The sequence below is a fragment of the Streptococcus sinensis genome (assembly GCF_000767835.1).
GTDB lineage: Bacteria > Bacillota > Bacilli > Lactobacillales > Streptococcaceae > Streptococcus > Streptococcus sinensis.
Genome location: NZ_JPEN01000057.1, coordinates 1 through 24,945, shown reverse-complemented (window position 1 = coordinate 24,945; position 24,945 = coordinate 1). Strand labels below are relative to the sequence as shown.

At 45.0% G+C, this 24,945-nt stretch carries 20 protein-coding genes and 2 pseudogenes; 14 read left to right on the top strand and 8 right to left on the bottom strand.

Features of this window, described 5'->3' with window-relative positions:
* Positions 1-337: 337 nt before the first annotated feature.
* The 7 genes from SSIN_RS04365 to SSIN_RS04335 are packed head-to-tail and all read left to right on the top strand — an operon-like array spanning position 338 to position 9,348.
* Positions 338-928, top strand: coding sequence for a CDP-archaeol synthase (locus tag SSIN_RS04365; protein ID WP_037616224.1), 591 nt, complete (start codon positions 338-340; stop codon positions 926-928).
* Positions 929-941: 13 nt separating this feature from the next.
* Positions 942-3,437, top strand: a complete 2,496-nt coding sequence (locus SSIN_RS04360) for a PEP/pyruvate-binding domain-containing protein (RefSeq protein ID WP_037616222.1) — start codon at positions 942-944, stop codon at positions 3,435-3,437.
* Positions 3,424-4,056 carry a CDP-alcohol phosphatidyltransferase family protein gene (locus tag SSIN_RS04355; protein WP_037616220.1) on the top strand — a complete coding sequence of 211 codons (633 nt, stop codon included), beginning with the start codon at positions 3,424-3,426 and terminating at the stop codon, positions 4,054-4,056. The genes SSIN_RS04360 and SSIN_RS04355 overlap by 14 nt, the downstream gene beginning before the upstream one ends.
* On the top strand, positions 4,049-4,921 hold the full coding sequence (locus SSIN_RS04350; protein ID WP_037616218.1) for a phosphatidylserine decarboxylase: 873 nt from the start codon (positions 4,049-4,051) through the stop codon (positions 4,919-4,921). The genes SSIN_RS04355 and SSIN_RS04350 overlap by 8 nt, the downstream gene beginning before the upstream one ends.
* Positions 4,906-5,805, top strand: a complete 900-nt coding sequence (locus tag SSIN_RS04345; protein WP_037616216.1) for a UbiA family prenyltransferase — start codon at positions 4,906-4,908, stop codon at positions 5,803-5,805. Before SSIN_RS04350 ends, SSIN_RS04345 begins: the two co-directional genes overlap by 16 nt.
* Entirely contained in the window at positions 5,805-8,288 is a 2,484-nt protein-coding gene (locus SSIN_RS04340; protein ID WP_037616214.1) for a phosphoenolpyruvate synthase, read from the top strand. Before SSIN_RS04345 ends, SSIN_RS04340 begins: the two co-directional genes overlap by 1 nt.
* Positions 8,275-9,348, top strand: coding sequence for a hypothetical protein (locus SSIN_RS04335; RefSeq protein ID WP_037616212.1), 1,074 nt, complete (start codon positions 8,275-8,277; stop codon positions 9,346-9,348). The genes SSIN_RS04340 and SSIN_RS04335 overlap by 14 nt, the downstream gene beginning before the upstream one ends.
* 82 nt (positions 9,349-9,430) lie before the next feature.
* Here SSIN_RS04335 and SSIN_RS04330 read toward each other — a convergent pair whose 3' ends face one another.
* Entirely contained in the window at positions 9,431-10,222 is a 792-nt protein-coding gene (locus SSIN_RS04330) for a nucleotidyltransferase domain-containing protein (protein WP_037616210.1), read from the bottom strand.
* Between the two features lie 134 nt (positions 10,223-10,356).
* Between SSIN_RS04330 and SSIN_RS04325 the strand changes: the two genes are divergently transcribed.
* The 3 genes from SSIN_RS04325 (at position 10,357) to SSIN_RS04315 (ending at position 12,158) form a co-directional block, all read left to right on the top strand.
* Positions 10,357-10,791, top strand: a complete 435-nt coding sequence (locus SSIN_RS04325) for a hypothetical protein (protein ID WP_037616207.1) — start codon at positions 10,357-10,359, stop codon at positions 10,789-10,791.
* A 52-nt stretch (positions 10,792-10,843) separates the two neighbouring features.
* On the top strand, positions 10,844-11,473 hold the full coding sequence (locus SSIN_RS04320) for a GNAT family N-acetyltransferase (RefSeq protein WP_037616205.1): 630 nt from the start codon (positions 10,844-10,846) through the stop codon (positions 11,471-11,473).
* A 73-nt stretch (positions 11,474-11,546) separates the two neighbouring features.
* Positions 11,547-12,158 (top strand): CPBP family intramembrane glutamic endopeptidase, encoded by a 612-nt coding sequence (locus SSIN_RS04315; RefSeq protein WP_037616203.1) that lies wholly within the window; start codon positions 11,547-11,549, stop codon positions 12,156-12,158.
* Between the two features lie 80 nt (positions 12,159-12,238).
* Here SSIN_RS04315 and SSIN_RS04310 read toward each other — a convergent pair whose 3' ends face one another.
* Positions 12,239-12,886, bottom strand: a complete 648-nt coding sequence (locus tag SSIN_RS04310) for a metal-dependent transcriptional regulator (RefSeq protein ID WP_037616202.1) — start codon at positions 12,884-12,886, stop codon at positions 12,239-12,241.
* A 393-nt stretch (positions 12,887-13,279) separates the two neighbouring features.
* Between SSIN_RS04310 and SSIN_RS04305 the strand changes: the two genes are divergently transcribed.
* Positions 13,280-15,367 (top strand): LPXTG cell wall anchor domain-containing protein, encoded by a 2,088-nt coding sequence (locus SSIN_RS04305; RefSeq protein WP_037616200.1) that lies wholly within the window; start codon positions 13,280-13,282, stop codon positions 15,365-15,367.
* A gap of 79 nt (positions 15,368-15,446) precedes the next feature.
* Here the strand turns inward: SSIN_RS04305 and tpx are convergent, their stop codons facing one another.
* The 4 genes from tpx to SSIN_RS04285 all read right to left on the bottom strand — a co-directional run bounded on the left by tpx (position 15,447) and on the right by SSIN_RS04285 (position 18,603).
* Positions 15,447-15,941: a thiol peroxidase gene (gene tpx, locus SSIN_RS04300; RefSeq protein ID WP_037616197.1), complete on the bottom strand. Its 495-nt coding sequence runs from the start codon at positions 15,939-15,941 to the stop codon at positions 15,447-15,449.
* Positions 15,942-16,093: 152 nt separating this feature from the next.
* Positions 16,094-17,023 carry a metal ABC transporter substrate-binding lipoprotein/adhesin SsaB gene (gene ssaB / locus SSIN_RS04295; RefSeq protein WP_037616195.1) on the bottom strand — a complete coding sequence of 310 codons (930 nt, stop codon included), beginning with the start codon at positions 17,021-17,023 and terminating at the stop codon, positions 16,094-16,096.
* Positions 17,024-17,039: 16 nt separating this feature from the next.
* Complete coding sequence (locus tag SSIN_RS04290; protein WP_037616192.1) at positions 17,040-17,882, bottom strand: metal ABC transporter permease; 843 nt, start codon at positions 17,880-17,882, stop codon at positions 17,040-17,042.
* 1 nt (position 17,883) lies between these two features.
* Positions 17,884-18,603: a metal ABC transporter ATP-binding protein gene (locus SSIN_RS04285; protein WP_037616190.1), complete on the bottom strand. Its 720-nt coding sequence runs from the start codon at positions 18,601-18,603 to the stop codon at positions 17,884-17,886.
* 146 nt (positions 18,604-18,749) lie between these two features.
* Here SSIN_RS04285 and SSIN_RS04280 point away from each other — a divergent pair, with 146 nt between their 5' ends.
* Positions 18,750-20,645, top strand: a complete 1,896-nt coding sequence (locus SSIN_RS04280) for a M13 family metallopeptidase (protein ID WP_037616187.1) — start codon at positions 18,750-18,752, stop codon at positions 20,643-20,645.
* A gap of 78 nt (positions 20,646-20,723) precedes the next feature.
* On the opposite strand, the gene SSIN_RS04275 is transcribed toward SSIN_RS04280, so the two are convergent.
* Positions 20,724-21,422, bottom strand: coding sequence for an ion transporter (locus SSIN_RS04275; RefSeq protein WP_037616229.1), 699 nt, complete (start codon positions 21,420-21,422; stop codon positions 20,724-20,726).
* Positions 21,423-21,609: 187 nt separating this feature from the next.
* Here SSIN_RS04275 and leuS point away from each other — a divergent pair, with 187 nt between their 5' ends.
* The gene (leuS, locus tag SSIN_RS04270) at positions 21,610-24,111 is read left to right on the top strand and encodes a leucine--tRNA ligase (RefSeq protein WP_037616228.1); all 2,502 of its coding nucleotides are present in this window, start codon (positions 21,610-21,612) and stop codon (positions 24,109-24,111) included.
* Between the two features lie 88 nt (positions 24,112-24,199).
* On the opposite strand, the pseudogene SSIN_RS04265 reads toward leuS, so the two are convergent.
* A pseudogene (locus tag SSIN_RS04265) lies at positions 24,200-24,688 on the bottom strand (low temperature requirement protein A); the annotation flags it as partial.
* On the opposite strand from SSIN_RS04265, the pseudogene SSIN_RS10205 reads away from it, so the two are divergent.
* A pseudogene (locus tag SSIN_RS10205) lies at positions 24,673-24,852 on the top strand (helix-turn-helix domain-containing protein); the annotation flags it as partial. The pseudogenes SSIN_RS04265 and SSIN_RS10205 sit on opposite strands and share 16 nt — an antisense overlap.
* Between the last annotated feature and the right edge of the window lie 93 nt (positions 24,853-24,945).

The window sequence follows — 24,945 nt, the reverse complement described above, 5'->3', positions numbered from 1 at the left end:
TACAACAAAATAGGCTCCATAATCCCTGCGGTGGATTTACCCACTACAGAAATTATAGAGCCTCTTTTTTTGATGTCTAGGATGATAAAACTTCTTTTCTTGAAGTTAGGGATCTTTCGACAGCAGAGACTGAAGTTCGTTACATACATTAGAGGAACAATGAGGAAGTACCTAAAAGAAAAGTCGTGAATGTTTGGAAGGGTTATCAGATGTGACACTTGTATGTGGTTGGTTATGTAAGGGCTTTTACGACTTATGGTATAATAAAACTAGAAAAGCTTGAGAAGTCTCTTAATTTTTTCAGGTTAATTTTCATAAAAAAGAATAGGAAATAGATATGCGCACTGTTCTTGCCTTGTATATCACCCTGATGCCAGTCATTCTAGCTGGGGTTCTGAATATGATCTTTTGCAAGTCTTCACTGCTGCAGTCGGCTTATCGGCCCATGGATGGCGGCTTGGTTTTGAAAGATGGAAAGCGACTTTTCGGAGCTAACAAGACCTGGAAAGGCTTCATAGGAATGATTGTTTGGGGCTCTTTGGCTCAGGTTTTATGGGGGGTGCTCTTGAAGAGCACTCCTACTCTAGAGAAACTGCACTTAGTTTATGCCTTCTACGAAAACACCTTGCTTTTTAATCTGGTGCTAGGAGCTCTCTTGGGTCTGGCTTATGTTTTGTTTGAGCTGCCTAATAGCTTCATCAAGCGTCGTTTGGAGATCAGAGAGGGCAAGACGGCAGAGAATGGTTGGAAGTGGCCCTTTATCTGGCTAGATCAGATTGATTCCTTAATCGGCTGTATTCTCCTGCTACTTTTCTATATTCCTCTGTCTTGGCAGCAGATGTTGGGCATACTAATCTTGGGGGCGGTCACGCATCTGGGAGTTAATCGCCTGCTCTACTGGGCCAAGCTCAGAAAAAACCGTATGTGAGATGGAAGTTATGATGAAAGAACTATGGCTGGAAAAAGAGCCGTCGGCCATCTATGGCGGCAAAATCAATCAACTCATTCGCCTCTGTCAGCTGGGACTTTCGGTTCCTAAAGCCTTGATTTTGCCAGCAGATCAAGTAATGGCTTGGCTAAGAGCAGCTCTGCCAGAATACTCAGAACAGGGGCTTGCAGAGTTAATTCATCTGGGCAAGGAGGAGATAGCAGAGCGTTTGCAGCAGTATCCCTTGGATCCAGCTTGGCTACAGGAGTTAGCAGCCTTTTGCCGGCAAAATCAAGCTTATATCGTTCGCAGCAGTGCCCTCTTAGAAGACGGACAGGCCATGTCATTTGCCGGTCAATATGACTCGATTGGCAACTGCCGGACACTATCAGAAATTGAGCAGGGCATTCGTTCTTGTCTGCTTTCCCTCTTTAATCCAGAAGCTTTGGCCTACTGGCAACGCCAGGGTCTGCCTGAGCAGGATTTTGCCATGGCAGTGCTAATCCAGGAGCAGATAGATCCTGACTTCAGCGGTGTCTGCTTTTCCCTAGACGTGGCGACCAATCAAGACCAGACCATGCTGCTTGAGTATGTAAAAGGCTCGGCTGAGAGCTTGGTTAGCGGTCTAGTTAATCCTGAGCAGTTGACTCTTCCTTGGTACAAGCCAGACTGGAGCCAGTTTGAAAAAGTTGAAATGCCTCTGGCAGTCTTGCAGAAGCTGCACGAGCAAGTTTTGCAGATTGTGGCGTATTTTGGTCGGCCGATGGATATTGAGTGGTGTGCTGTCCAAGAACAAGTTTATCTACTGCAGGCTCGGCCCATCACGACAGTACCAACCAAAATCGACAGTGGTCGCTGGACGACGGCGAATTTTCGGGACGGAGGCGTGGCGGCTCAGCCCTGTCCAAATCTCATGTGGAGCCTTTACCGCCATTCTTGGCAAGAGGCACTCTCCAGCTTTTTGCTGGCTATTGGCCTAGAGCCTGAAGGAGTGATGCCGCCGCTGATGCGCCTGCATTATGCTCGGCCTTTCTGGAACTTGGGCGTGGTCAAGCAAGGCATGGAGCAGATTCCAGGTTATACTGAGCGAGACTTTGATGATGAGCTGGGAGTTAATAAAGACTACCAAGGTCAAGGCTTTACCAGCAAATTAAGTCCGGCTCTGCTTTTGAATTTCCTGCGGGTAGCTTGGAAAACGCAAAAGGTAACCAAAGATTTTCTGTGTCAGGCACCAGACAAGCTGCAAGAGCTGCGCCAGCAATTTACCAGCCTTCATCAAGAAATACGAGAACTGAACGACCAAAGCCCGCTGCAACAAGCCGAGAGTCTTTGGCAGTTAGTGCTAAATCAGGCTTATTTAGACAGTGAGGGAACTTATTTCTGGCAGGCCTACATCAATACAGTCCAGCTGTCTATGAAAAAGACCAGTCTGCTCAAATGGCTGACGGTCGATGAATTTTTCCGACTGATTGCCAAGTTAGGAAATGTTTCGCATACTAAGCCTTTAGCTAGAATGCTGGAAGCTGCGGATCTTATTTTGGCAGAGGAGAAACTGACAGACGATTGGTTGAAGCTATCGGTGGAAGAATTGCAGGGACTGGCTGCACAATACCCTGAGCGAGCAGATTTCATCAAGATTCAGGATTTCCAAAAGGATTTGGGCTATCACTCGGCACGGGAGCTGGACTTGCGAGTAGCTAGTTATGAAGAAGATTCTCATCAGGTTATGGCAGTGGTCCAGCAGTTGATTGCTGATTCAGCGTATTACCAAGCAGCTAAAGGTTCGCTCAGCCCTGTCTCAGGGTCTGAGCTGGATTTGGCTCATCTATCTCGAGCCAAGCAGAAAAAGATAGAAAAAATCAGCGAAGACTTGCGGAACTTGCTCTGGTGGCGGGAGGAGTTCAAAGATATTTCCACACGTTATTACTACCTCATTCGCCAGATTAGCCTCAAACTCGGCCGAGCTTATGAAAAGCGAGGCTTTCTGAAAGATTCTCAAGATATTTTTTACATTAAGAAAGAAAGTCTGACTTCCTTTATGGAAGGGGAAAAGACTGCTGACCAGCTGCAAGCAGAAGCAGCTGATAATCGGCATTATTGTCAGGCCTATCGGAATTTTGAGCCAGCGGGGGATTTGACTGATAAAGAGATGAGCCTGGAAGAGGTAGACCATGATAGTCAGGCTCTGCTGACGGGAATGCCAGCCAGCAGCGGTCAGGTGACCGGCCGGGTTCGAGTTCTCTTGGATTTGGCTGATATTGAGATGATTGAACCGGGAGAAATTCTTGTCACTCGCTATACAGATACGGGCTGGAGCTATGTTTTCGGTATTCTAGGCGGTCTTGTGACAGAGTATGGCGGGGTTCTATGCCATGCCTCCATTGTCGCTCGGGAATGCGGGATTCCAGCTCTGGTTTGTACCAAGAATGCAACTCAGCTACTAGAAACTGGCATGCTAGTAACCTTAGATGGAAGAAGAGGAGAAATAAGAATTCATGAAGAAGAATGAACCATTGTTTATCGGTGAATACGACAAATCTGTTATCCTGACTTATATGGGCGCTGCTTTTGCACTTTTGGCAGTCTATGCCATCATTCAGTCCCAGCTGCGGCTAGCCATGATGGCCTTTATCGTTAGCGGTATCTGCGACCTCTTTGACGGTGTGGTTGCGCGGCGGATGAAGCGGACTGAAAGCCAGAAGCGCTTCGGCATTGAAATTGATTCGCTCTGCGACATGATTAGCTTTGCGGCTCTCCCGGCTGTGCTCCTCATGACCCAGCTGCCTTTGGGAGTTGCCAATATCATCTTGGCTGTCCTCTATGTCTTAGCTGCGGTTACGCGCTTGGCTCATTTTAATCGCTTGGCCAAGCATGATGAAGGATCTGGCTCGTATTTTATCGGCTTGCCCGTGACCTACAGCGCCCTCTTTTTCCCTCTGACCTATCTAGTCTGTCAATGGCTGGTGCCTGCTCTGTTTGTTTGGGTGTGGTTGGGCTTGTCTCTTTTGCTGACCTTCCTATTTGTCTACAACTGCCGGATTCCCAAGCCGAATAAGCTGGCCTACCTAGTCTTTGCGATTTTAGCTGTTGCAAGTCTGATTGGTCTGGGGGTTCTGCCCCATGGTTAAAGTCTATCAGAGAAGGACTGGCCAAGTAGTGGAACCGATAGAATACAAGGCGGGTCTGCTAGACAAGCTTTATGGTACTGCTTGGGGTCGCTTCTTATTGCCTATCTTGACCCGACCTAGCCTGTCTTATCTTCTGACTTTGAAAGACTACACTCCTTGTTCTCGCAAGAAAATAGCAGCTTTTGTGGAAAATTATCAGCTGAATCTGGCTGACTATGAGGATGGTCCATATCCTAGTTTTGCCGCTTTTTTCCAGCGGAGAATCAAGCCCGCTCTGCGTCCAATCTGTCCTGACAGTCAAGTACTGGCAGTGGCGGATGCCAAGCTGGAGGCTTTTACCATCAGTCAGAACTTGCGGCTGATGATTAAGGGGCAGACATACAGGGTAGCTGACTTACTGCTGGATGAAGAGTTGGCTCAGCTGTTTAGTGGCGGAACAGCGCTGGTTTATCGACTGGGAGTGGAAGACCTGCACCGCTATCTGGCTGCTGAATCCGGCAGAATTACCCGAAGACGAAAAATCAAAGGCCGCCTGCATACGGTCAGGCAGGTAGCCCAGAAGCGGCGCTTGATTTACAAGGAAAATAAAAGAGAATACTGTATTTTGGATACCGACCTAGGACCTGTCCTGCAGATGGAAGTAGGGGCTCTGCTAGTCGGAAAAATATACAATCACAGTCGGGACCGTTTGATCAGGGGACAGGAGAAGGGCTGCTTTGGTCTGGGCGGCTCAACCATCCTTGTCCTCTATCCGGCAGGCACGATTCGCTTGGATCAGGACATCCTGACTTACTCAGACCTCGGAATAGAAACCCAGATTCAAATGGGTGAAAAGATTGGAGAAAAGCTATGTTTAAACGATTAGCTGTTTATTATAAGGAAATGTTCCCTTTGCTGCCGCGCTTTATGGTGGCTGCCATCATGTTTTTTGAGATTTACTTTGTGCTCTTGCTCAATGACGGAGTGACCACCTTTCACTTTGACCATCAAGAGCTGATTGGAATTTTTACGATTTTTGTCTTTCTGATGATTCTGCGGATTGCGGATGATTTCAAGGACTATGAGACTGATAGACGCCTCTTTCCTCATCGGGCTCTGCCATCTGGCCGAGTGAAAAAGAAGGACTTGGCTATTGCCCTCAGCTTTATCGTAGCTGTCTCTGTACTCCTTAATGTCCTCTTTATGAACAATATCGGCTGGTTCCTCTTTCTCTATATCTACGGGACCCTCATGTCCTTCTGGTTCTTCAAGCGTGACAAGATTCAAAATTCTCTGCCACTGGCTCTAGTGACCCATAATCCGGTCATGATGATTTTGAATCTCTATACTATCTCCTTTGTCTGCTACAAGTACAATCTGCCTCTCTTGTCCTTGCCGACCGTCTTGCTGGCCTTTACCATGTATTTCCCAAGTCTAATCTGGGAAGTCTGCCGCAAGATTCGGGCGCCAAAAGACGAGACCGAGTATGTGACTTATTCTATGCTTTTTGGCTACAAAAAAGCCACTCGCTTTATCGAGGTGGTGACTCTGCTGGATATCTTGACCAATTTCGCCTTGCTCTGGAATATTTCCCATGTCGGAGTGGTAGTCTTGGTGCTGAATGTCATCTGGATGACCGTCCAGTTTGAGCAGTTTATCAAGGATCCGACTCGCTTTAATATCCGGGAGCGGGTGGAGCGCTATACATATATCACGGAGACGACCATGGTTCTGTCCGTTGCAGTTTATCTCTTGATGGGGGTGCTTTGATGAAAAGAATCAAGCAGACAGGGCTTGGCCAGGTCGGAGGCAAGGCCTATCATTTACTGAAAATGCAGGCTGCTGGTTTGCCGGTTCCTGACTTTGCAGTGTTTGCTTTTGACTTTTTTCAAACATCTGCTAGCTCTGCTGACTTGGAGCGGATGGAAGCAGCCTATCGGTCTGGAGAGTTGGACTTGTCCCAACTCAGTCAGCAGTTGCAGGACTGGGGCAGAGAGCAGTTTAGTCAAGAAGATTTGACAGCGGCAGAAAGTTGGGTTCGTAAGGAATTTTTCCAGACAGACTGTCGCTTTGCAGTCCGCTCATCTGCTACCATTGAGGATGGGAAGGCCTCATCCTTTGCTGGTCAGTTTGAGAGCCAGCTCAATGTAAAGCCAGAGGGACTTAAAGAAGCCATCCAAGCGACCTTGCTCTCTCTTTATCAGGAGTCGGCTCTTAGTTATCTATTTGAGCAGGGATTATCCTTGAAGCAAGCGCAGATGATTTGCCTTGTTCAGGTCATGCAAGAGGGAGACTTGTCTGGGATTTACTTCACAGCTAACCCCAAGGGCATTCTGAACGAGCACATCATTGTCATCGGTCGGGGCTTGGGTAATAAGGTTGTCGAGGATAAGATTCCTACAACCATGGTGACCCTCCATCCCAAGGACCAGCTCTTTTATACAGAGCAGACGGAGGACTCACCAGACGTATCACAGGAACAACTTGAGAAGTTACAAGCCTTGGCTAGTCAGGTAAGTCAGCTTTTCGGACCTTATATGGATATGGAGTTTACCTTCGCAAATGGCCAGCTCTATCTCTTGCAGGCTCGACCTATTACCACCTTGCCAGAGGGACAGCGGATTATTCTGGATAACAGCAACATTGTCGAGAGCTATCCGGGAGTTTCCACTCCTTTGACCATTAGCTTTATCCAAGAGGCTTATGCCAGCATTTTCCTAAGTCTGGCCCAGCGCTTGGTTGGCAAGGATGCTCCAGAGTTAGCTGCCTATGAAGCCACTTTTCAAAATATGCTGCAGCCGGTCAATAGCCGAGTTTATTACCAGATTCAGAGCTGGTATCAGTTGCTGCAGCTTCTGCCTTTTTCAAAGAAAATCATCCCTATCTGGCAGGATATGCTGGGAGTGCGAGAGACAGAGGTGCCTCAGATGCCGGTGCACCTATCTGCTTTCAAACGCCTGCAAATCATGCTTCGTATCATCAGAGAGTTTTGGACAGCACCCAAGCAAATGCGGCAACTGGAAGAACAGTTTGCCCAGATTCAGCTAGAATATGAAGCGAGCTTTTCTCCCGACGCAGATGCGGAGACCTTAATTGCCTTGGTCAGCAAGCTAAAAGAGGATATTTTGGCTCACTGGGACATTACGCTGGTCAATGATTTGTATGCTTTTGTCTATACTGGACTCCTAAAGAAGTCGCGTCGCGGTGGGGCTGTTCAGGCTGAGATTGCAGGGATTGAGCAGATTGAAAGTATGCGGCCGGCTTTGGCTCTGCAGGCTTTAACAGCTCAGCTGAAAGAAGAAGAAAATGCAGAGATTAGACAGGCCATGGTAAGTGAAAGTCCAGAAGTCTTTCTAAGTCGTCAGCATCCTTTGGTCAAAGAAATAGTCCATTTTATCCATGAATTTGGTGATCGAGCTCCGGAAGAGTTGAAGCTAGAAACTCCCACTTTCCGAACGCACCCCGAGCGTCTGCTCAAGCTCTTACTACAAATGTGCCAGCAAGAGGAGAAGAAGTTGGCTCCTCAGAAACTTGAAGAAGAGGAGCAAAAATCAGGCTGGTGGACGAATTTTCTTCGCAAGCGAGCCATGACGGGGGTTAAATATCGGGAAAGCTCCCGCTTAAACCGCACACGAATCTATGGCATGATGCGGCAGATTTTCCGAACGCTTGGGCAGCAATTAGCCGAGCAAGGGCTGCTGGCTACGCCTGACGATGTTTTTTATCTGACCAAGGAAGAATTGTTTGAGTTGACCAGAAAGCCCAGAGATGTTAGTGGCTTGATAGCCGAGCGTCGGGAGAAATTGGAGACGGATAAGGAGCTGCCAACCTTTAGTCGCTATGTTTTTGCTGGACAGGTCTTTGAGAAATACCTGAAACTGCAAAACCACACCAGCAGTCACAATACGGCTAATCAAGCCTTACAAGGGATTGGCTGCTCGCCTGGCTGCGTTAAGGCTCAGGTTTTGGTCGTAGAAGATGTGCAGGAAATTGAGTCTGCTCAGGACCGGATTATCGTGACAAAGATGACCGATCCGGGCTGGGTTTATCTTCTGACCCAAGCCAAGGGTGTCATTGCCGAGCAGGGGTCTTTGCTCTCCCACACGGCCATTATTTCCCGCGAGTTAGGTATTCCTTCCATTGTCAATGTCAGAGGTGCCTGCAGTCAGCTGCAAAACGGTGATTGGATTGAGATGGATGGCCTTACTGGCAAGATTCGACTGATTAAGGAGGAAGATCATGCTGGAAATTAAACCGGTCAAACCCAATACAGAGGAGATAAAGGATTTTCTAGCCCTGCCAAAGCATATTTACCGGCCAGACCACCTTATGCAATCGGAAGAGGAAGAGCTGGCTTTGATTGAGGGTAGTCACCCGCTGAGTTCTGACTTAGATACCTATGCCTTTATTGGCTATATGAACAGTCAGCCCTGCATTCGAGGACTTCTGACCTTTTATTCAGATGATGAGGCTGCTTACTTGGGATTTTTCGAGTCAATCAATGATCAACAAATTGCATCTGCTTTTATCGAGCATTTAGCAGGTTTTGCTCGCAGTCTCGGAGCGAACAAGATTATTGGTCCGGTACAGGCTAGCTTTTGGCTAGGCTATCGAATGCAGTTGACTGGAACAGAGGAGCTCCCTTTTACTGGAGAACCTCATAATCCAGACTATTATCCTGAGCTATGGCGGGCTGCTGGTTTTGAGCTCAAGGAGCGGTATCTGTCCAATTTTTATCCCAAGGTAAGCAATCAGACTCATCAGGACAAGCTAGCTCGTCGCTTTGAGTCTTTTGAAGAAGCGGGTTTCACCATTTGCTCTCCAAAGAAAAAGGAGTGGGATCAAGCTTCGCTGCAGGTTTTTGAGCTCCTCAATCGCCTCTATCAAGATTTTCCGATTTATCGGTCAATTTCCAGTCAGCAGTTCAGTCAGATTTTTCAAAAATACCAGTATATTCTTGATTTTTCTATGGTTAAGCTGGCTTATAAGGAGGGCAAGCTAGCTGGTTTTCTGATTGCCATGCCAGACTATGGCTCTCTGGTCTATCAAAAACTGACTCCTCTCAACCTAGCTAAACTTTTTTGGGTCAAGCGTTTTCCAAAACGCTATACGATTATGTATCTCGGGGTAGGAGAGCAATTCTTGGGATTGGGCTCTGCCTTGGCCTATCCGATTTTTAAAGAAGCGCAGAAGCGTCAAGCCTCAGCTATTGGAGCCTTGATTCATCAAAAAACCGTCACGCGCCACTATGCGGCAGAACTGCAAGGAGACAAGCATGAGTACGGACTGTTTGAATTGGATTTGCCCTCTTAGGTGCCAGACTATAGAATGATATGCAAAAAGCTCATGAATTAGCTGAAAAACTGACTTCATGAGCTTTTTATCTGTTGAAGTTCTAGATGGATTCTTCAATCAAGTGCTTAAGATTGTCTAGAAGGCTATCCAAGGCTAGGACTGCTTCCTGCTGATGGTCTGGCTGGTAGAGATGTTGGAAGTAGTCTTGAATAGTGGCTTCAAAATCCTGAGGCAGGAAGGAGCAATTTTCTTTGGCATACTGAAGCATGCGTTTTTCGCCTGGATGGAGCTGCTCATTGAGGGCAAAGAGGGCATCAAAGTAAGAGGCGAAAAACTCGCTGCTACGATGATTGATACTAAGCAGGTCTTGGCGCTTGAGGGCCTTTTTGATCTGTCTTGAAAAAGCTGGCATAGCTTGATCTAGGAGCATGCGCTGCTTGCTGATGATATTCTTTTTCAGCTCAGCTGGATAGGGCAGGCTGTACTTGCTCTGGAGCGTAGCGTAGCGGCCGTCTCGATCGTAGAGAATCTTGCTGTGGAGCAGATTGTACCACATACAGGTGGTATAAGAATTCTGAGCTTGGTGCTCTAAAACGACGGTCTGCAGGTCTTGGTCAAAGTCGTCCAGCGAGCGGTAAATCAGCTCAATCTCAATACCATTATTGAGGACGCAGTCGTCCTCCAGTTCCCAAAATTGATTGCCAATTTCCATATAGGAGCAGTACTTGCTGAGGATTTCTTGGCGGATGGCTGGCGCGAGAGGGGCGCTCAGGTAGACATAGACATCATAGTCTGAGTCTTGGTCAAAATGTTGGCCGGCCCGTGAGCCGCCGAGAGCCAGAGCTTCTACTTGCTCCAGCTGGGCCAATTCTTTAAATAGATTTTGTGGCATAATTTGTCCTTCTTAATTTTTTGACATCATTTTAGCAAAAAGTGAAAAGTCTGGCAAGAGGAAGGCAATCTTTTCTTTCTTTTTCTTCAAAAACTTGCTATATTAGAATTGACTAAGTAGAAGGAGACTTGAATATGTGTATAGAGTGTTATATTGACCAGAGCAGGGTGACGCCGTTACTTCATCCGTTGGACTGCCTAAGAGAGCATAGGCAGTATATATGCGGTCACTGCGGGCGCTGTATCTGCATTGAGCATACAAAAAATGGTCTGCAACGCTGGAATTTCCCTTTCAAATCTCTAGAAATTGCTAAGTATTATTTACGGACAGCGGATGTGACCATGAAGGCGCCCTGTGGCATTTATCAAATCCAGTCAGACAAGGGACGGGTGTCTTACAAGATTTTTGCTAATCTGACGGATCTAGAGGCCTACCTGAAGAAGAATCCCGATAAAAGCTGTGCCAGCCGTCAGCCTAGTTTTATCATGCCTTCCTATCAGGAATTTCCTGAAAGTCAGGTAAGGAAGCTAAGCGCTCAAGAAGCAGAAAGATATATGGCAGAGAGATGAGAATTTTCTGCTTAGAACAAATGAAATACATTAAAAATACAAAGGAGAAGCGATGATGATTGAAATTCGCAAGGAAGCCCCTTCAGAATACCATGAAGTTGAACATCTAGTCAGAGAGGCCTTTTGGAATGTCTATCGGCCGGGTTGTGCGGAACATCTGATTTTGCACCAATTTCGTCAGCATCCAAACTATTTAGAAAATCTATCCAAAGTTATTTTGGTAGATGGTCAGCTTGCAGGGCAGATTATGTTTAGCAAAGCCCAGCTTCGCCATGAGCAGACTGGACAGGTCAAGGAAATTGCTACCTTTGGTCCTTTTGCTATCCTACCAGCTTTTCAAAAGCAAGGGTTTGGAGAAAAATTAGCTCAGGCAGCTATCCGTCAGGCGAGGGAAGAAGGCTTTTCCCATCTCGTTCTCTTCGGCAATCCTGCCTACTATCCTAAATACGGTTTTGTAACGGCTAGTGATTATGGCATTTATCTGGACGGTCAGGACAAGGAGGAGATTTTGGATTTTGTTATGGTGCTGGACTTGCAAAGGGATGGCAGTGTGACTCGGGAAAATGGACCTTGGCTCTATCGGGATCCGGAGGGTTATGAAGTAGATGAGGCGGAGTTGGAAATGTTTGACCGCAAATTCCCACCCAAGAAGAAGGAAAAGCGGCTGGGACAGCTGGGCTAGGAAATTCAGCAGGAGGAGAAAGAGAGACTCTTTGGAAGTTTACAAAAATATATAAGTTTAAAGGAAAAATGCTATGGAAAATGAAGTTCAAGCGTTGATTAGCGCTGTAATTCAAATCCTTTTGTTTACTTTGCTTCCTTTTATTTGGTGGTTGGTGACGGCTAGAAGAAAAAATCCATTTTTAGAATGGATAGGCCTGAAACCGCTAAAAGATACTGATGGCCAGAAGACCTGGCTTTGGATTCTGCTGGGCTCAATCTTTTTTCTGGTCTTTTCTATTTTTGTTTTATACACGATAAGAAATCTTGAAACGGCGATGTCAAGATTTTCCGGGCTTGGTTTTAAAGCCCTGCCAAGTATTTTGATTTACAGTATTTTTCAGACAGCTTTGCCAGAAGAGATTTTGTTTAGAGGTTTTCTTTTGAAAAGATTAGCCAGTCGCCTTCCATTCAGAGTGGCCAATACTTTGCAAGCAGCTCTATTTGGTTTGCTTCATGGCCTCATGTTCGCTTCTCAGACATCTTGGCTGACATCTATGCTCATTATTTTGTTTACAGGTGGAATCGCAGCTTACCTAGGCTTTGTCAATGAGAAGAAATCGGATGGTTCCATTTTATCTAGCTGGGGCACACACGCTTTGGCCAATATTTTTGCTGGTCTTTGCTCGACTTTCATGCTGATTTAGCCAAGTTAGAAAAAGCTTAATCTAAAAAAGCTACTAAAATTGAAAAAGCCCAATTTGCGTTGCGAATCGGGCCTTTCGTTTTAAAGTTTTTCAATATAAATCTGCTTGGCAATCATGGAGTTGACCTGAATCTCTTGCCCATCAACTTTGAGGACATAAAGCTCGGCAAAGGAGTCATACTGAAGAAGGGTAATGGTCTTGCCTAGCTGAAGACCATGTTTTTCTAGATAAATGAGAAGATCAAATTCATCGTGGACCCGAGTGACAAGATAGTCTCCAGGCTCAGAGGCCGCTTCTAAGGTGAGATTGTTTTTTTCTACCAAGAGCTCTCCCTTGGCTGGAATCGTACCGCCGTGAGGACAGGTTTCTGGGAAATTCAGCATGGCATCCAAACGTTCAACAAAACGATCTGAAACAGTATGTTCTAGGACCTCGGCTTCTTCATGGATTTCATCCGTTGTATATCCCAGATGGTTGACGAGGAACACCTCAATCAGGCGATGCTTGCGGTAAAGTTCGGAGACCAGTCGGAGTCCTAAATCGGTCAGCAGATAGCCAGCCTGTTTGTCCTTTACCAGCAAATTTTCGGCCAGCATTTTTTTGATCATTTCGGTCACGGCTGGAGGAGAAACATGCATAAGCTGAGCGACCTCTTTATTGGTAATTTTTTTAGCATAGGTGCCAATCTCATAGATACATTTGAGATAATCTTCTTTATTTGGGGTCATTTTCAGTCCTCCTAGCCTTTCTATAACTAGTATAACAAAAATTGTGAAAAGAATACAGTTAGGGGGCTGACAGGGCAAGGAAGTGTCGCTGTTAGTTAAGTGAAAAGTAGAATTCGAGAGCAGGAGTGACACTGCTCGATTTTTTTCAAGCTAGTTCAATTTTTACAAGAGGCTTCGGCTCTGGAAAATAGAGAAGTAGAAGCAAAAAATACTGTTAGAAAATAAAGTTTGGAACGAGATTGCTTCAATCTTTTTTATGCTAACAACAGTTAAGATTGAAAAAACATGAAAACATTTTCTCTTAAAAAGTGCTCAAAACCGCTTGACAAAAGGATTCGGGGGGGGGGGGGTACAATAGTATTGGTATATCATAAAAATTTTAGGAGATTTAAGATGTCAAGAAAAAAACGTTTTAAACACGCAGCCAAAAAAGAAGCTAAATTGGAGAAATTAGCTCTGGCCGGTCTCGCAACTGTGACAGTCGGCATGGTGGGAACATCCCTTGTCCACGCTGATGATGCTGTACCAGCTCCATCAGCCGAGCTAGTGGATGGTCCAAAAGCCGACGCAGATGAAGTGCCAGCCGAAAATCCTACTAGCCCAGCATCAGCAGACAGCAAGACGCCAGCAAGCGAACCAGCAGATGCAGCTTCTCCAGCAACTTCATCTAGCGAAACTAATCAGCCGATGGAGCCAGTATCAGACCCTAGCCAGCCTGCAACACCGGAAAAGAGTGGGGAGCAGACACCGATAAATGAAAAAGAAGATAAAGTCAGTACCAAAAATGAAAATGATTATTTTACAATTTCAGTTAAACACGTTGAAATTTTAGCTGATGGACAAAAGAAAGAAATTGCTCCAGCAACCAGTGCATCGGTTCCTACTTCTTCCGAAGATAATTTAGTAACAATTCGGGCTGTATATGTATCAGGGTATCTGCCTAAGGAAACTTATAGAATATTCAAATATAGAGAACTTAAAACATTTGGTTCAACCTATTACGTAGAATATGAAAAAGACCCTGATTATAATAAACCGATTACAGTTAAAGAAATTAATCGGATAGAGTTAGACGATGGAACTTATAAAATAATTGATGAGCATGTCGTAACTGTAAATCCGGGAGGATTTGGTTTATTTAATATACCTGATCTGACTGCTCAAAAATTAATTATACCAGCGGATGGTGTATTTGAATACGGACCACATTTTGTATCTTATGAAACGCTTAAATTTTATCGAATTCAAGAATCTGTCAATACCTATGTCTATCGTGATTCTGTTACTGCTTTGCCCACGAAAACTCTCCATGATAGTTCTGGATTAGTCACAGCTGAAGTATATGCACCTTCTGCAATAGCTGTTAAAACAATCTCGGTATCTAAACTGGTGGAGCCGAAAGATGTTGACAAAGTTTTCGTTGCTTCTGCCACTCAAAAAGCTGAAGTTTACCAAGTAGAGATGCTGAAACCTGATGGGACCCTTTATAATTTTCATGGGGTGAAATCTGATGGGACTCCTTATGCTTATAGTGGTTGGAAAATTTTTACTATCAAAACCGATAAAAATCGTCAAATAGATGAGGTTCTTTACTTCCCATTCCAATCAGATAAGGCTGAACGATTGCCTTTTAAAGTAGACGATATGGGGAATCTTACTTTTACAGTACCAGGTGGCGTACGCAGTGTTTCACCAGAAAATTATGTGGTAGTATACCGTTTAAATACTCCAAGTGAACCATCCAAACCAGTCAATCCAGAGACTCCTGCACAATCAACTGAAACACTGACTAATTCAGATAAGAATGTTTCCGTGACTCTGACAGGCGCTGATGTTGCTGCTGTGGATAAGATTGTCGCGGACAAGGTTTCGGATAAAGATGTGTTGGCGAAGCTGCCAGCAGAGATGCCGGCCAAAGATGTTGAGCTTTATGATGTAAAGACACAAAAAGCAGACGGCAGTTTTGTACAGATCACAGGAGAGGCGACCGTGACGCTTCCTGTGGATGCGAGCCGCAAAGTGGTGAAAGTGATCTACTTCTTGCCAGAGACAGGAGCAGTCGAAGAGTTGCCGTTTGAGCTTAGTGCCGATGGCAAGTCCGTTCGTTTCAAAGTGACTCACTTCTCTAACTATGGAGTTGTTTATCAGGCTAAAAGTTCAGAGCATCCGGTTACTCCGGCGAATCCTGAACAGCCAGTCACTCCACCAAAACCAACGGATAGTACACAACCGACTAAACCGTCAGACAAGTCGATCACAACCATTGATAATAAGCTGACGATTAGTCCGATTGAAACGGCTGACAATAAAGCTACGATAAAGCCAGTAGTCAACAGCGTTCGTGCTCATCGAAATGCACCAGTCAGTCCAGCAAAAGGCTTGCCTGAAACGGGTGAAAAGAATGTGGCAGTTCTGACTCTTGCGGGAGTTGCAGCAGCAATTTCTGGCTTTGTTGGATTATTGAAAAAACGGAAAAATTAATTCCACGATTCGTCAGAGAAGTTCTAACTGGAACTTCTCTTTTTACAACAAAAAGCGCGAAATTTTTCGCGCTTTTCGATTATCCTAAGCTTTTAACTGCAGCGATAGCTGCTTCAAAGTCTGGCTCGGTATTAATGTTGTCTACATACTCTGCGTAGGTTACAGTGTTGTTTTCGTCCAGAACTAGAACGGCGCGGGCCAAAAGATGCCATTCATTGATGAGGACAGCGTAGTCGCGGCCGAAAGAATGATCGAAGTAATCAGACAGCATGACAGCATTCTCAATGCCTTCCGCAGCACACCACTTGCTTTGGGCAAAAGGCAGATCCACTGAAACCGTGATGACAACGGTATTATCCAAGTCAGAGAGTTCTTGGTTGAAACGGCGAGTCTGAGTCGAGCAGACACCAGTATCGATAGATGGGATGATGCTCAGGACTTTCTTTTTACCAGCAAAGTCAGCCAGAGTTTTCTTTGAAAGGTCCGTTGCTGTCAGGCTAAAATCGTGGGCGGTGTCGCCGACTTGCAGTTGCTTTCCAGTAAAGGTTACAGGATTTCCGAGAAAAGTTGTCATAGGAAGTCTCCATTCGTGTTTAATAGCTTCATTGTACTGCAAATGACGATTTTTTTCGAATGATTTGACTGGAAATTTGAGAGCGTCTCCATTTGAAGCTCAGTCTCTATAAATAAAGAGGTCAGGATCTTGTCTTCCTAACCTCTCATGTATTATTTTGCCAATCCTTCGGAAATTTTATCCAGATTGTATTTCATCATGCTGTAGTAGCTGTCGCCTTCTTCTCCTTCTTCCGCAACAGAGTCAGTAAAGATTTTGGCGTAGATTGGGATATTGGTGTCTTTAGAAACGGTCTTCATCGGACGCTCGTCAACACTTGATTCCACAAAGAGAGATGGGACTTTGGTCTTACGCAGTTTTTCAACCAAGGTTTTAATTTGGTCTGGGGTACCTTCTTCTTCAGTGTTGATTTCCCAGATGTAGGCTGATGGTACATTGTAGGCCTTGGAGAAATACTTGAAGCAGCCTTCGCTGGTCACAATCATTTTCTTTTCTTCTGGGATGTTGTTGAATTTTTCTTTGGCTTCCTTGTCCAAAGCGGTCAGTTTTTCTACATAAGCTTTGAGGTTTTTCTCGTAAGTGTCCTTGTTGTCAGGGTCTTTTTCAATCAAGCGCTTGGCAATGTTTTGCGCATAGATGATGCCATTTTCTAAGTTGAGCCAAGCATGGGGGTCTTCTTTGCCCTTTTCACTTTGGCCTTCAAGGTAAATCACTTCAACGCCATCACTGACTGCATAGTAGTCCTTGTTTTCTTCTTTGTTGGCATTTTTGACCAACTTGGTAAACCAAGCATTGCCGCCGGTTTCTAGGTTGATACCATTGTAAAAGATAAGATCAGCTTGAGAGGTCTTTTTGACATCTTCAGGCAGGGGTTCGTATTCGTGCGGGTCTTTGCCGACTGGTACAATGCTGTGCAGGTCAATCTTATCGCCGGCGATATTTTTAGTAATATCCGCAATGATCGAGTTAGTTGCGACAACTTTGAGCTTGGAAGAGTCACTGGACGAATTCTTCTGACTGGAACAGGCAAAGAGGCCGATGGCCGTTAGGAAAATCAAAGCGAGAAAAGTCAATTTTTTCATAAAAAACTCCTTAGAATTATTGTGTTTTATTTTTAATCTTCAAATAGCGCTGCTTGGGCGCAATAAAGAAGGAAATAACAAAGATGAGAGCAGAGGTCAGGACAATACTGGATCCTGCTGCGACATTGAAAGTATAGCCGATAAAGAGACCCAGGACAGAAGCCAGCGCTCCCAGACAGGAGGATAGTACAATCATGGTCTTGAGGCTCTTGGCATAGAGATAGGCAGTGGCCGCTGGTGTAATCAAGAGAGCCACAATCAGAATGGTCCCCACGCTCTGCATGGCCGTCACAGCCACCAAAGTCAAGAGAATCATCAGCAGATAGTGGTAGAAGTTGACTGGCATACCCATCGATTGAGCCAGAATTGGATCAAAAGAAGTCAGTAGCAATTGTCTGAAAAAGATAGCTATGACCAAGAGTACCAAAATTCCAACACCAATACTAATCCACATATCTATATCTTGAACTGCCAAGATATTCCCGAAAAGAATATGGAAAAGGTCGGTCGAGCTATTGGCGACGCCTATCAGAATGACCCCTAGCGCTAGGAAGGAGGAGAAGGTGATGCCGATAGCCGTATCGCTCTTGATGATAGAATTGCCCTTGATATAGGTAATGATGACCGAAGCGAGCAGACCAAAAGTGATAGCACCGATAAAGAAGTTAATCCCTAAAATATAGGACAGGGCTACGCCAGGCAGCACCGCGTGGGAAATGGCATCTCCCATCAGGGACATACCCCGCAGAATGATAAAGCAGCCGACGGCGCCAGCGACAATCCCGATAACAATGGCTGTGATCAGGGCATTTTGCAGGAAGTGGAAGTCCTGCAAGCCGTGGATAAATTCTTGAATCATCTTATTGGCCTCCCTTCATAAACAGTTGAGAACCATAAGCTTTTTCCATGTTAGTCTGATTAAAGGTGGTTTCCGTTGGACCAAAGGCCACGAGCTCTCTATTAAGCAAGAGAATCTGGTCGAAATAGGTCGTCACTTTGCTTAGGTCATGGTGGATAATCAAGATGGTCTTGCCCTGGTCTTTCAGTTTCCGCAGGGTGGACATAATAATCTCTTCACTGACGGTGTCAATGCCGACAAAGGGTTCATCCAGAAAGATATAGTCGGCTTTCTGGACTAGGCATCTCGCAATCAGAACCCGCTGGAACTGTCCGCCTGACAGCTGGCTGATCTGGCGCTCAGCAAATTCTTCCAGACCGACGACTTTGAGAGCCTGAGTGACTTTTTGCCAATCGCTCTTTTTAAGTCGTTGGAAAAGTTTGATTGTCGGATAAAGTCCTAAAGAAACGCATTCCTTGACTTTGATAGGGAAATTGTAATCAATTTGTGCTTTTTGCTCGACATAAGCAATACGGGCTAGCTGCTGATTTAGGGGTTCTTCGTTAAGATAGGTCTGGCCCTCATGGTCAATAATGCCCAGCATGGCCTTGATCAGGGTAGACTTACCTGCCCCATTTGGTCCCAAAATACCAGTGATAGTCGGACCTTTTATATTTAAAGATAGAGATTGGAGTGCCAGAGTGTCTTGATAGCTGACACTCAGATTTTCAATTCGAATCATTTCTTTCACCTCCATAAGATTAATATAACTTAAAAATATTATTAAGTCAAGTTAATTTATAGAAAATTTAATTTAATTAACGAAAGATTTGAAAATATATCCTAATTTTGATAAGGTTATATTAAAAGCATGAAAGCGAGAACATAATGACACGTTTACAAGATGATTTTTATGATTATGTTAACGGGAAGTGGGCTGAGACAGCAGTTATTCCCGATGATAAGCCAATGACTGGCGGGTTTATGGATTTGGATCAGGATATTGAAAAGCTGATGCTGGAAACGACAGATAAATGGCTCAAAGGTCAGGAACTTCCGAATGATCCTATTTTGCAGAACTTTGTCAAGTATCACCGTCTGGTAGCCGATTTTGAGGCGCGTGAGAAGGCTGGTGTAGCACCTGCTATGCCACTTGTGGAAGAGTATAAAGCGCTAAGCTCTTTTGCGGAATTTGCAGGCAAGAGTGCGGAGTATATGCTGGCTGGTAAACCGAATTTTTTACGATTTGATGTTGCTCCAGACTTTATGAATGCTCAAATGAATGTTCTCTGGGCAGATGCGCCTGGCATCATTCTGCCAGATACGACCTACTATGAAGAAGGAAATGAAAAAGGGCCTGAACTTCTGGCCGCCTGGCGCAAGATGCAGGAAGAACTTCTACCTAAATTTGGCTTTTCAGCAGAGGAAACGAAGGATATTTTGGATAAGTATTTGGAATTAGATGCCAAGCTAGCCAAGTATGTCCTATCAAATGAAGAAATGTCAGAATATGCCAAACTTTATCATCCTTATGACTGGGCTGATTTTGTTCAGTTGACGCCAGAACTGCCTTTGAACGCTATCTTTACACAGATTCTAGGTCAGTTGCCAGATAAGGTCATTGTACCCCAGGAGCGCTTCTGGAAAGAATTTGCAGCAGAATACTATTCTGAAAAGAACTGGCCTGCTATCCATGCGGGGTTGAAATTATCGGCGGCTGGTGCTTGGACATCCTATCTGACTGAGGAACTCCGTGTCCTGTCTGGTAGCTATGCTCGGACCATCTCAGGGGTGCCGGAGCCACGACCAAAAGAGAAAGCAGCCTTGACACTAGCTCAAGGACCATATAATCAAGCTCTTGGACTTTGGTATGCTGGTCAGAAATTCTCCCCTGAAGCAAAAGCAGATGTAGAGCATAAAGTGGCCGCCATGATTGAGGTTTATAAGTCGCGTTTGACGACAGCAGATTGGCTGGCTAAGGAGACACGCGATAAGGCTATCGTTAAGCTCAATGTCATCACGCCACATATCGGCTATCCAGAAAAATTGCCAGAAACTTATGCGAAAAAAGTAATTGATGAAAAATTGAGCTTGGTGGAGAATGCTCGAAACTTAGCAAAAATTTCCATTGCGCATACATGGAGCAAATGGAATCAGGAAGTGGACCGCAGTGAGTGGCACATGCCGGCCCATCTGGTCAACGCCTATTATGACCCACAGCAAAATCAGATTGTTTTTCCAGCAGCCATTCTCCAAGCACCATTTTATGATTTGCATCAATCCTCATCAGCTAACTACGGTGGAATCGGTGCTGTGATTGCCCATGAAATTTCTCATGCCTTTGATTCAAACGGAGCTTCATTTGACGAACACGGAAGTCTGAAGGACTGGTGGAAACCAGAAGACTATGAGGCTTTCACAGAACGGACGCAAAAGGTTATCGACCAGTTCGAAGGTCAGGATTCTTACGGAGCCAAAGTCAATGGTAAGCTGACCGTATCTGAAAACATTGCCGACCTAGGTGGTATTGCCGCAGCTTTAGAAGCAGCTAAGAAGGAAGCGGACTTCTCTGCTGAAGAATTCTTTACTAACTTTGCCCGCATTTGGCGGATGAAAGCACGGCCGGAGTTCATGCAGATGTTGGCTAGTGTGGATGTTCATGCCCCAGCCAAGCTTCGGACCAATGTCCAGCTGCCCAACTTTGATGACTTCTTTACGACCTTTGACGTCAAAGAAGGAGATGGCATGTGGCGCAGTCCGGAAGAGCGGGTTGTGATTTGGTAAAATTCTTTAAGAATCAACCTGATAATTCATTAAAAAACCTGCTCGGGAACGGCTTAAACAGCCTTCCCGAACAGGTTTTTATAGTTCTTTGATTTCTTTCATATAGCCAGCTGTGATGATACCAGCGGGCAGAGCTACAATGGCGATTCCTAAAAAGGAGGAAATCATGGTAATGATTTTTCCAGTCGTTGAAATCGCGTAAATATCACCATAGCCAACAGTCGTTAAGGAGATGGTTGCCCAGTAGAGGGCGTCAAAAAAGTTAGGGAAGGTGCTGGGCTCTACATTAAAAATGACAAGGGCAGAAATAAAGATATAGCTAAGCGCTAAAATTCCTACAATAATCAGATTGTCTTTCTGTTTTTTTAAGACGTTGATCATGATCTGGATGTTCTTAGAATAACGGAAAAATTTAAAAATACGCAAAGTACGAAGCATCCGCAAAATCTTAAAAAGTCGCAGGCTGTTATTTAATAAAAAGAGGGACGGCAGAATACAGAGTAAATCCGCTAAGGCCAGAAAAGTAAAAGGATAAAGTAGAAAAGAAATCTTTCCTTTCTGCAATTTATAATCCGCTGTTACAAGCCGAAGTATGTAGTCAATAATGAAAATAATCGTTGACACAAGATCAATCCACATGAAAATTCCTGAGTGACTTTTGCTAGTCAGTGGGATTAAGCTGCTGAGGATGACAAAGATCATAAAAATATCATAGGCTTCTTCAATAAAGCTTTCCTGTTGATGGGGCTCAATAATCTGAAACAAAGTCTTTCTCATCTTCATACCTCTTCCTTTTTAACTTGATTTTAAATTTATTCTATCGGTTTTTGAGGATAAGTCAAGGTAAATTATCAAAGATTTTATCAATTCCCTTTCTTCGGCGCCTTTCAAAATCCCTTGAAAATGGTATAATAGATAGAAACGTGGCTAGAACACGGAAAAGATCGTTGGAGAGTAAATGATTATGGCAACTTACAATCACAAAGAAATCGAGCCTAAGTGGCAGAAATACTGGGCTGAGCATCACACATTCAAGACAGGTACGGACAAGGACAAGCCTAACTTTTATGCGCTGGACATGTTTCCTTACCCATCAGGAGCGGGGCTCCATGTAGGGCATCCGGAGGGCTACACAGCGACAGATATCCTCAGCCGTTACAAACGGGCTCAGGGCTATAATGTCCTTCATCCGATGGGTTGGGATGCCTTTGGTCTGCCAGCTGAGCAATACGCTATGGATACAGGTAATGATCCAGCTGACTTTACAGCAGAAAACATCGCTAACTTTAAGCGTCAAATCAATGCGCTTGGTTTTTCTTACGACTGGGATCGTGAAGTCAATACAACAGATCCAAACTACTACAAGTGGACTCAGTGGATTTTCACTAAGCTTTACGAAAAAGGCTTGGCCTATGAAGCTGAAGTGCCAGTAAACTGGGTTGAGGAGCTAGGAACTGCCATCGCTAACGAAGAAGTTCTTCCTGACGGAACATCTGAGCGTGGAGGCTATCCAGTTGTCCGTAAACCAATGCGCCAATGGATGCTCAAAATCACGGCCTACGCGGAGCGTCTGCTTAATGATTTGGATGAACTTGACTGGCCAGAGTCTATCAAGGACATGCAGCGCAACTGGATCGGTAAATCAACTGGTGCCAATGTAACCTTCAAGATTAAGGGCACAGACAAGGACTTCACTGTCTTTACCACTCGTCCGGACACCCTTTTTGGCGCTACTTATGCTGTTTTAGCGCCAGAGCATGCTCTCGTTGATACCATTACAAGTGCAGAGCAAGCCCAAGCAGTAGCAGACTACAAACATGCAGCCAGCCTCAAATCCGACCTAGCTCGGACTGATTTGGCTAAGGAGAAGACCGGTGTCTGGACAGGAGCTTATGCCATCAATCCTGTCAATGGCAAGGAAATCCCAATCTGGATTGCCGACTATGTGCTTGCAAGCTACGGAACAGGGGCTATCATGGCTGTTCCTGCGCATGACGAGCGCGACTGGGAGTTTGCTAAGCAGTTTGATTTAGAGATTATTCCGGTTCTAGAGGGTGGCAATGTTGCTGAAGCTGCTTACACAGAAGACGGCCCGCATATTAACTCTGGCTTCCTAGATGGCTTAGACAAGGCTGCCGCGATTGAGAAGATGGTTGCTTGGCTGGAAGCGGAAGGTGTCGGAAATGAAAAAGTCACCTATCGCCTACGCGACTGGCTCTTTAGCCGTCAGCGCTACTGGGGTGAGCCGATTCCCATTATTCATTGGGAAGATGGTACTTCAACAGCAATTCCTGAAAATGAACTGCCGCTTGTCCTGCCTGTAACCAAGGATATCCGTCCTTCTGGTACCGGTGAAAGCCCTCTGGCCAATCTAACTGACTGGCTGGAAGTGACTCGGGAAGATGGTATCAAAGGACGCCGCGAAACCAACACCATGCCTCAATGGGCTGGTTCTAGCTGGTATTACCTACGTTACATTGACCCACACAACAATGAGAAATTAGCAGACGAAGAGCTGCTCAAGGCTTGGCTTCCAGTTGACATTTACATCGGTGGTGCAGAGCACGCTGTGCTCCATCTCCTCTATGCTCGCTTCTGGCACAAGTTCCTCTATGATATCGGAGTGGTTCCGACCAAAGAACCTTTCCAAAAACTCTTTAACCAAGGAATGATTCTGGGGACTAGCTACCGTGACAGCCGCGGTGCTCTAGTGGCGACAGACAAGGTAGAAAAACGCGATGGCTCCTTCTTTAACATCGAAACGGGAGAAGAACTGGAGCAAGCACCAGCCAAGATGTCTAAATCTCTGAAGAATGTGGTCAACCCTGACGATGTAGTAGAGCAGTATGGTGCCGATACGCTTCGTGTCTATGAAATGTTTATGGGGCCGCTGGATGCTTCCATCGCTTGGAGTGAAGAAGGTTTAGAAGGCAGCCGCAAGTTCCTAGATCGGGTCTATCGTCTCATTAACTCGAAAGAGCTTGTCTCTGAAAATAGCGGAGCCTTGGACAAGGTTTACCACGAAACAGTCAAGGCTGTCACAGAGCAGATTGAGGAGCTCAAGTTCAATACAGCCATTGCCCAGCTCATGATCTTTGTCAATGCAGCTAACAAGGAAGAAAAACTCTATGTCGAATACGCCAAAGGTTTCATTCAATTGCTTGCGCCTTTTGCACCGCACTTGGCTGAAGAACTCTGGCAGGCAGTAGCTCAAACTGGCGAGAGCATTTCCTACGTAGCTTGGCCAACTTATGACGAAAGCAAGCTGGTTGAAGCAGAGGTCGAAATCGTCGTTCAAATCAAGGGTAAAGTCCGTGCTAAGCTAGTCGTAGCTAAGGACCTGAGCCGTGAGGAACTGCAGGAAATCGCTCTGGCAGATGAGAAAATCAAATCTGAAATCGCCGATAAAGAAGTCGTGAAAGTCATTAGCGTGCCGAATAAACTAGTTAATATTGTAGTGAAATAATTAGTTTGTTTATTGCATTTGCAGGAGATTTCAATCAAGTCTGCATTAGNTACAAAAGACCTTGAGAAAATTTTCTCAAGGTCTTTTGTTAGAACAATTCCCAATTAGGTGTTGAGAATTTCTTGGTCTGTGTCATATAAAAATGAGTAAAATGAATTTCCATCGCCAAGGTCATTAGAGTTGCGATAGCAATGACGATGGTTGGATTGTCTGAGAACAGAAGGGAAAGAAGCAGTCCGATAAGGAAGAATGTAGCTTGTAAGCCATAATAGATTTTGTCATACTTGAGGTAACTCTTGTTGAAGCGACCATTTGACAAGACCGCAGCTTGGAAGAGCCCGATACCAGCATAGAAGAAGCTAGTCGTAAAGAGGTGGTGAGCTTCAGGATTGACCAAGAAACTCATAGAAACAGTGACCATAATCAAACCAATGAAAATCGGATAGTGGCTGTAAATCAAGAAGATTCCTTTATTCTCCCCTTCCTCATCAATAGCATGGTCAAACTGACCGAAATAGTTCATAAAGAGGTTGATCATGATGATAAAGTAAAGGATAGAATGAATGGAGAAATGTTCAAAAAATCCTAGCCTTTGGTTATTTCAAAAATCCTGACATGACAACGGATGATGTAGCCTATTTGCTTGGTTATTCGGAAGTATCTTCCTTCTCACGAGCCTTTAAAAAGTGGACAGGAAAGACGATATCGGAGTATCGAGAAGAGATTCAGAAGCAATCCTAAAATCAGAAATATTTTTAATAAGCATCAGATAATGTACTGACCCCAAAAAGTTGGACAAAAAATATTAGTGAAAGGATTTGGTTCTGTACTGAA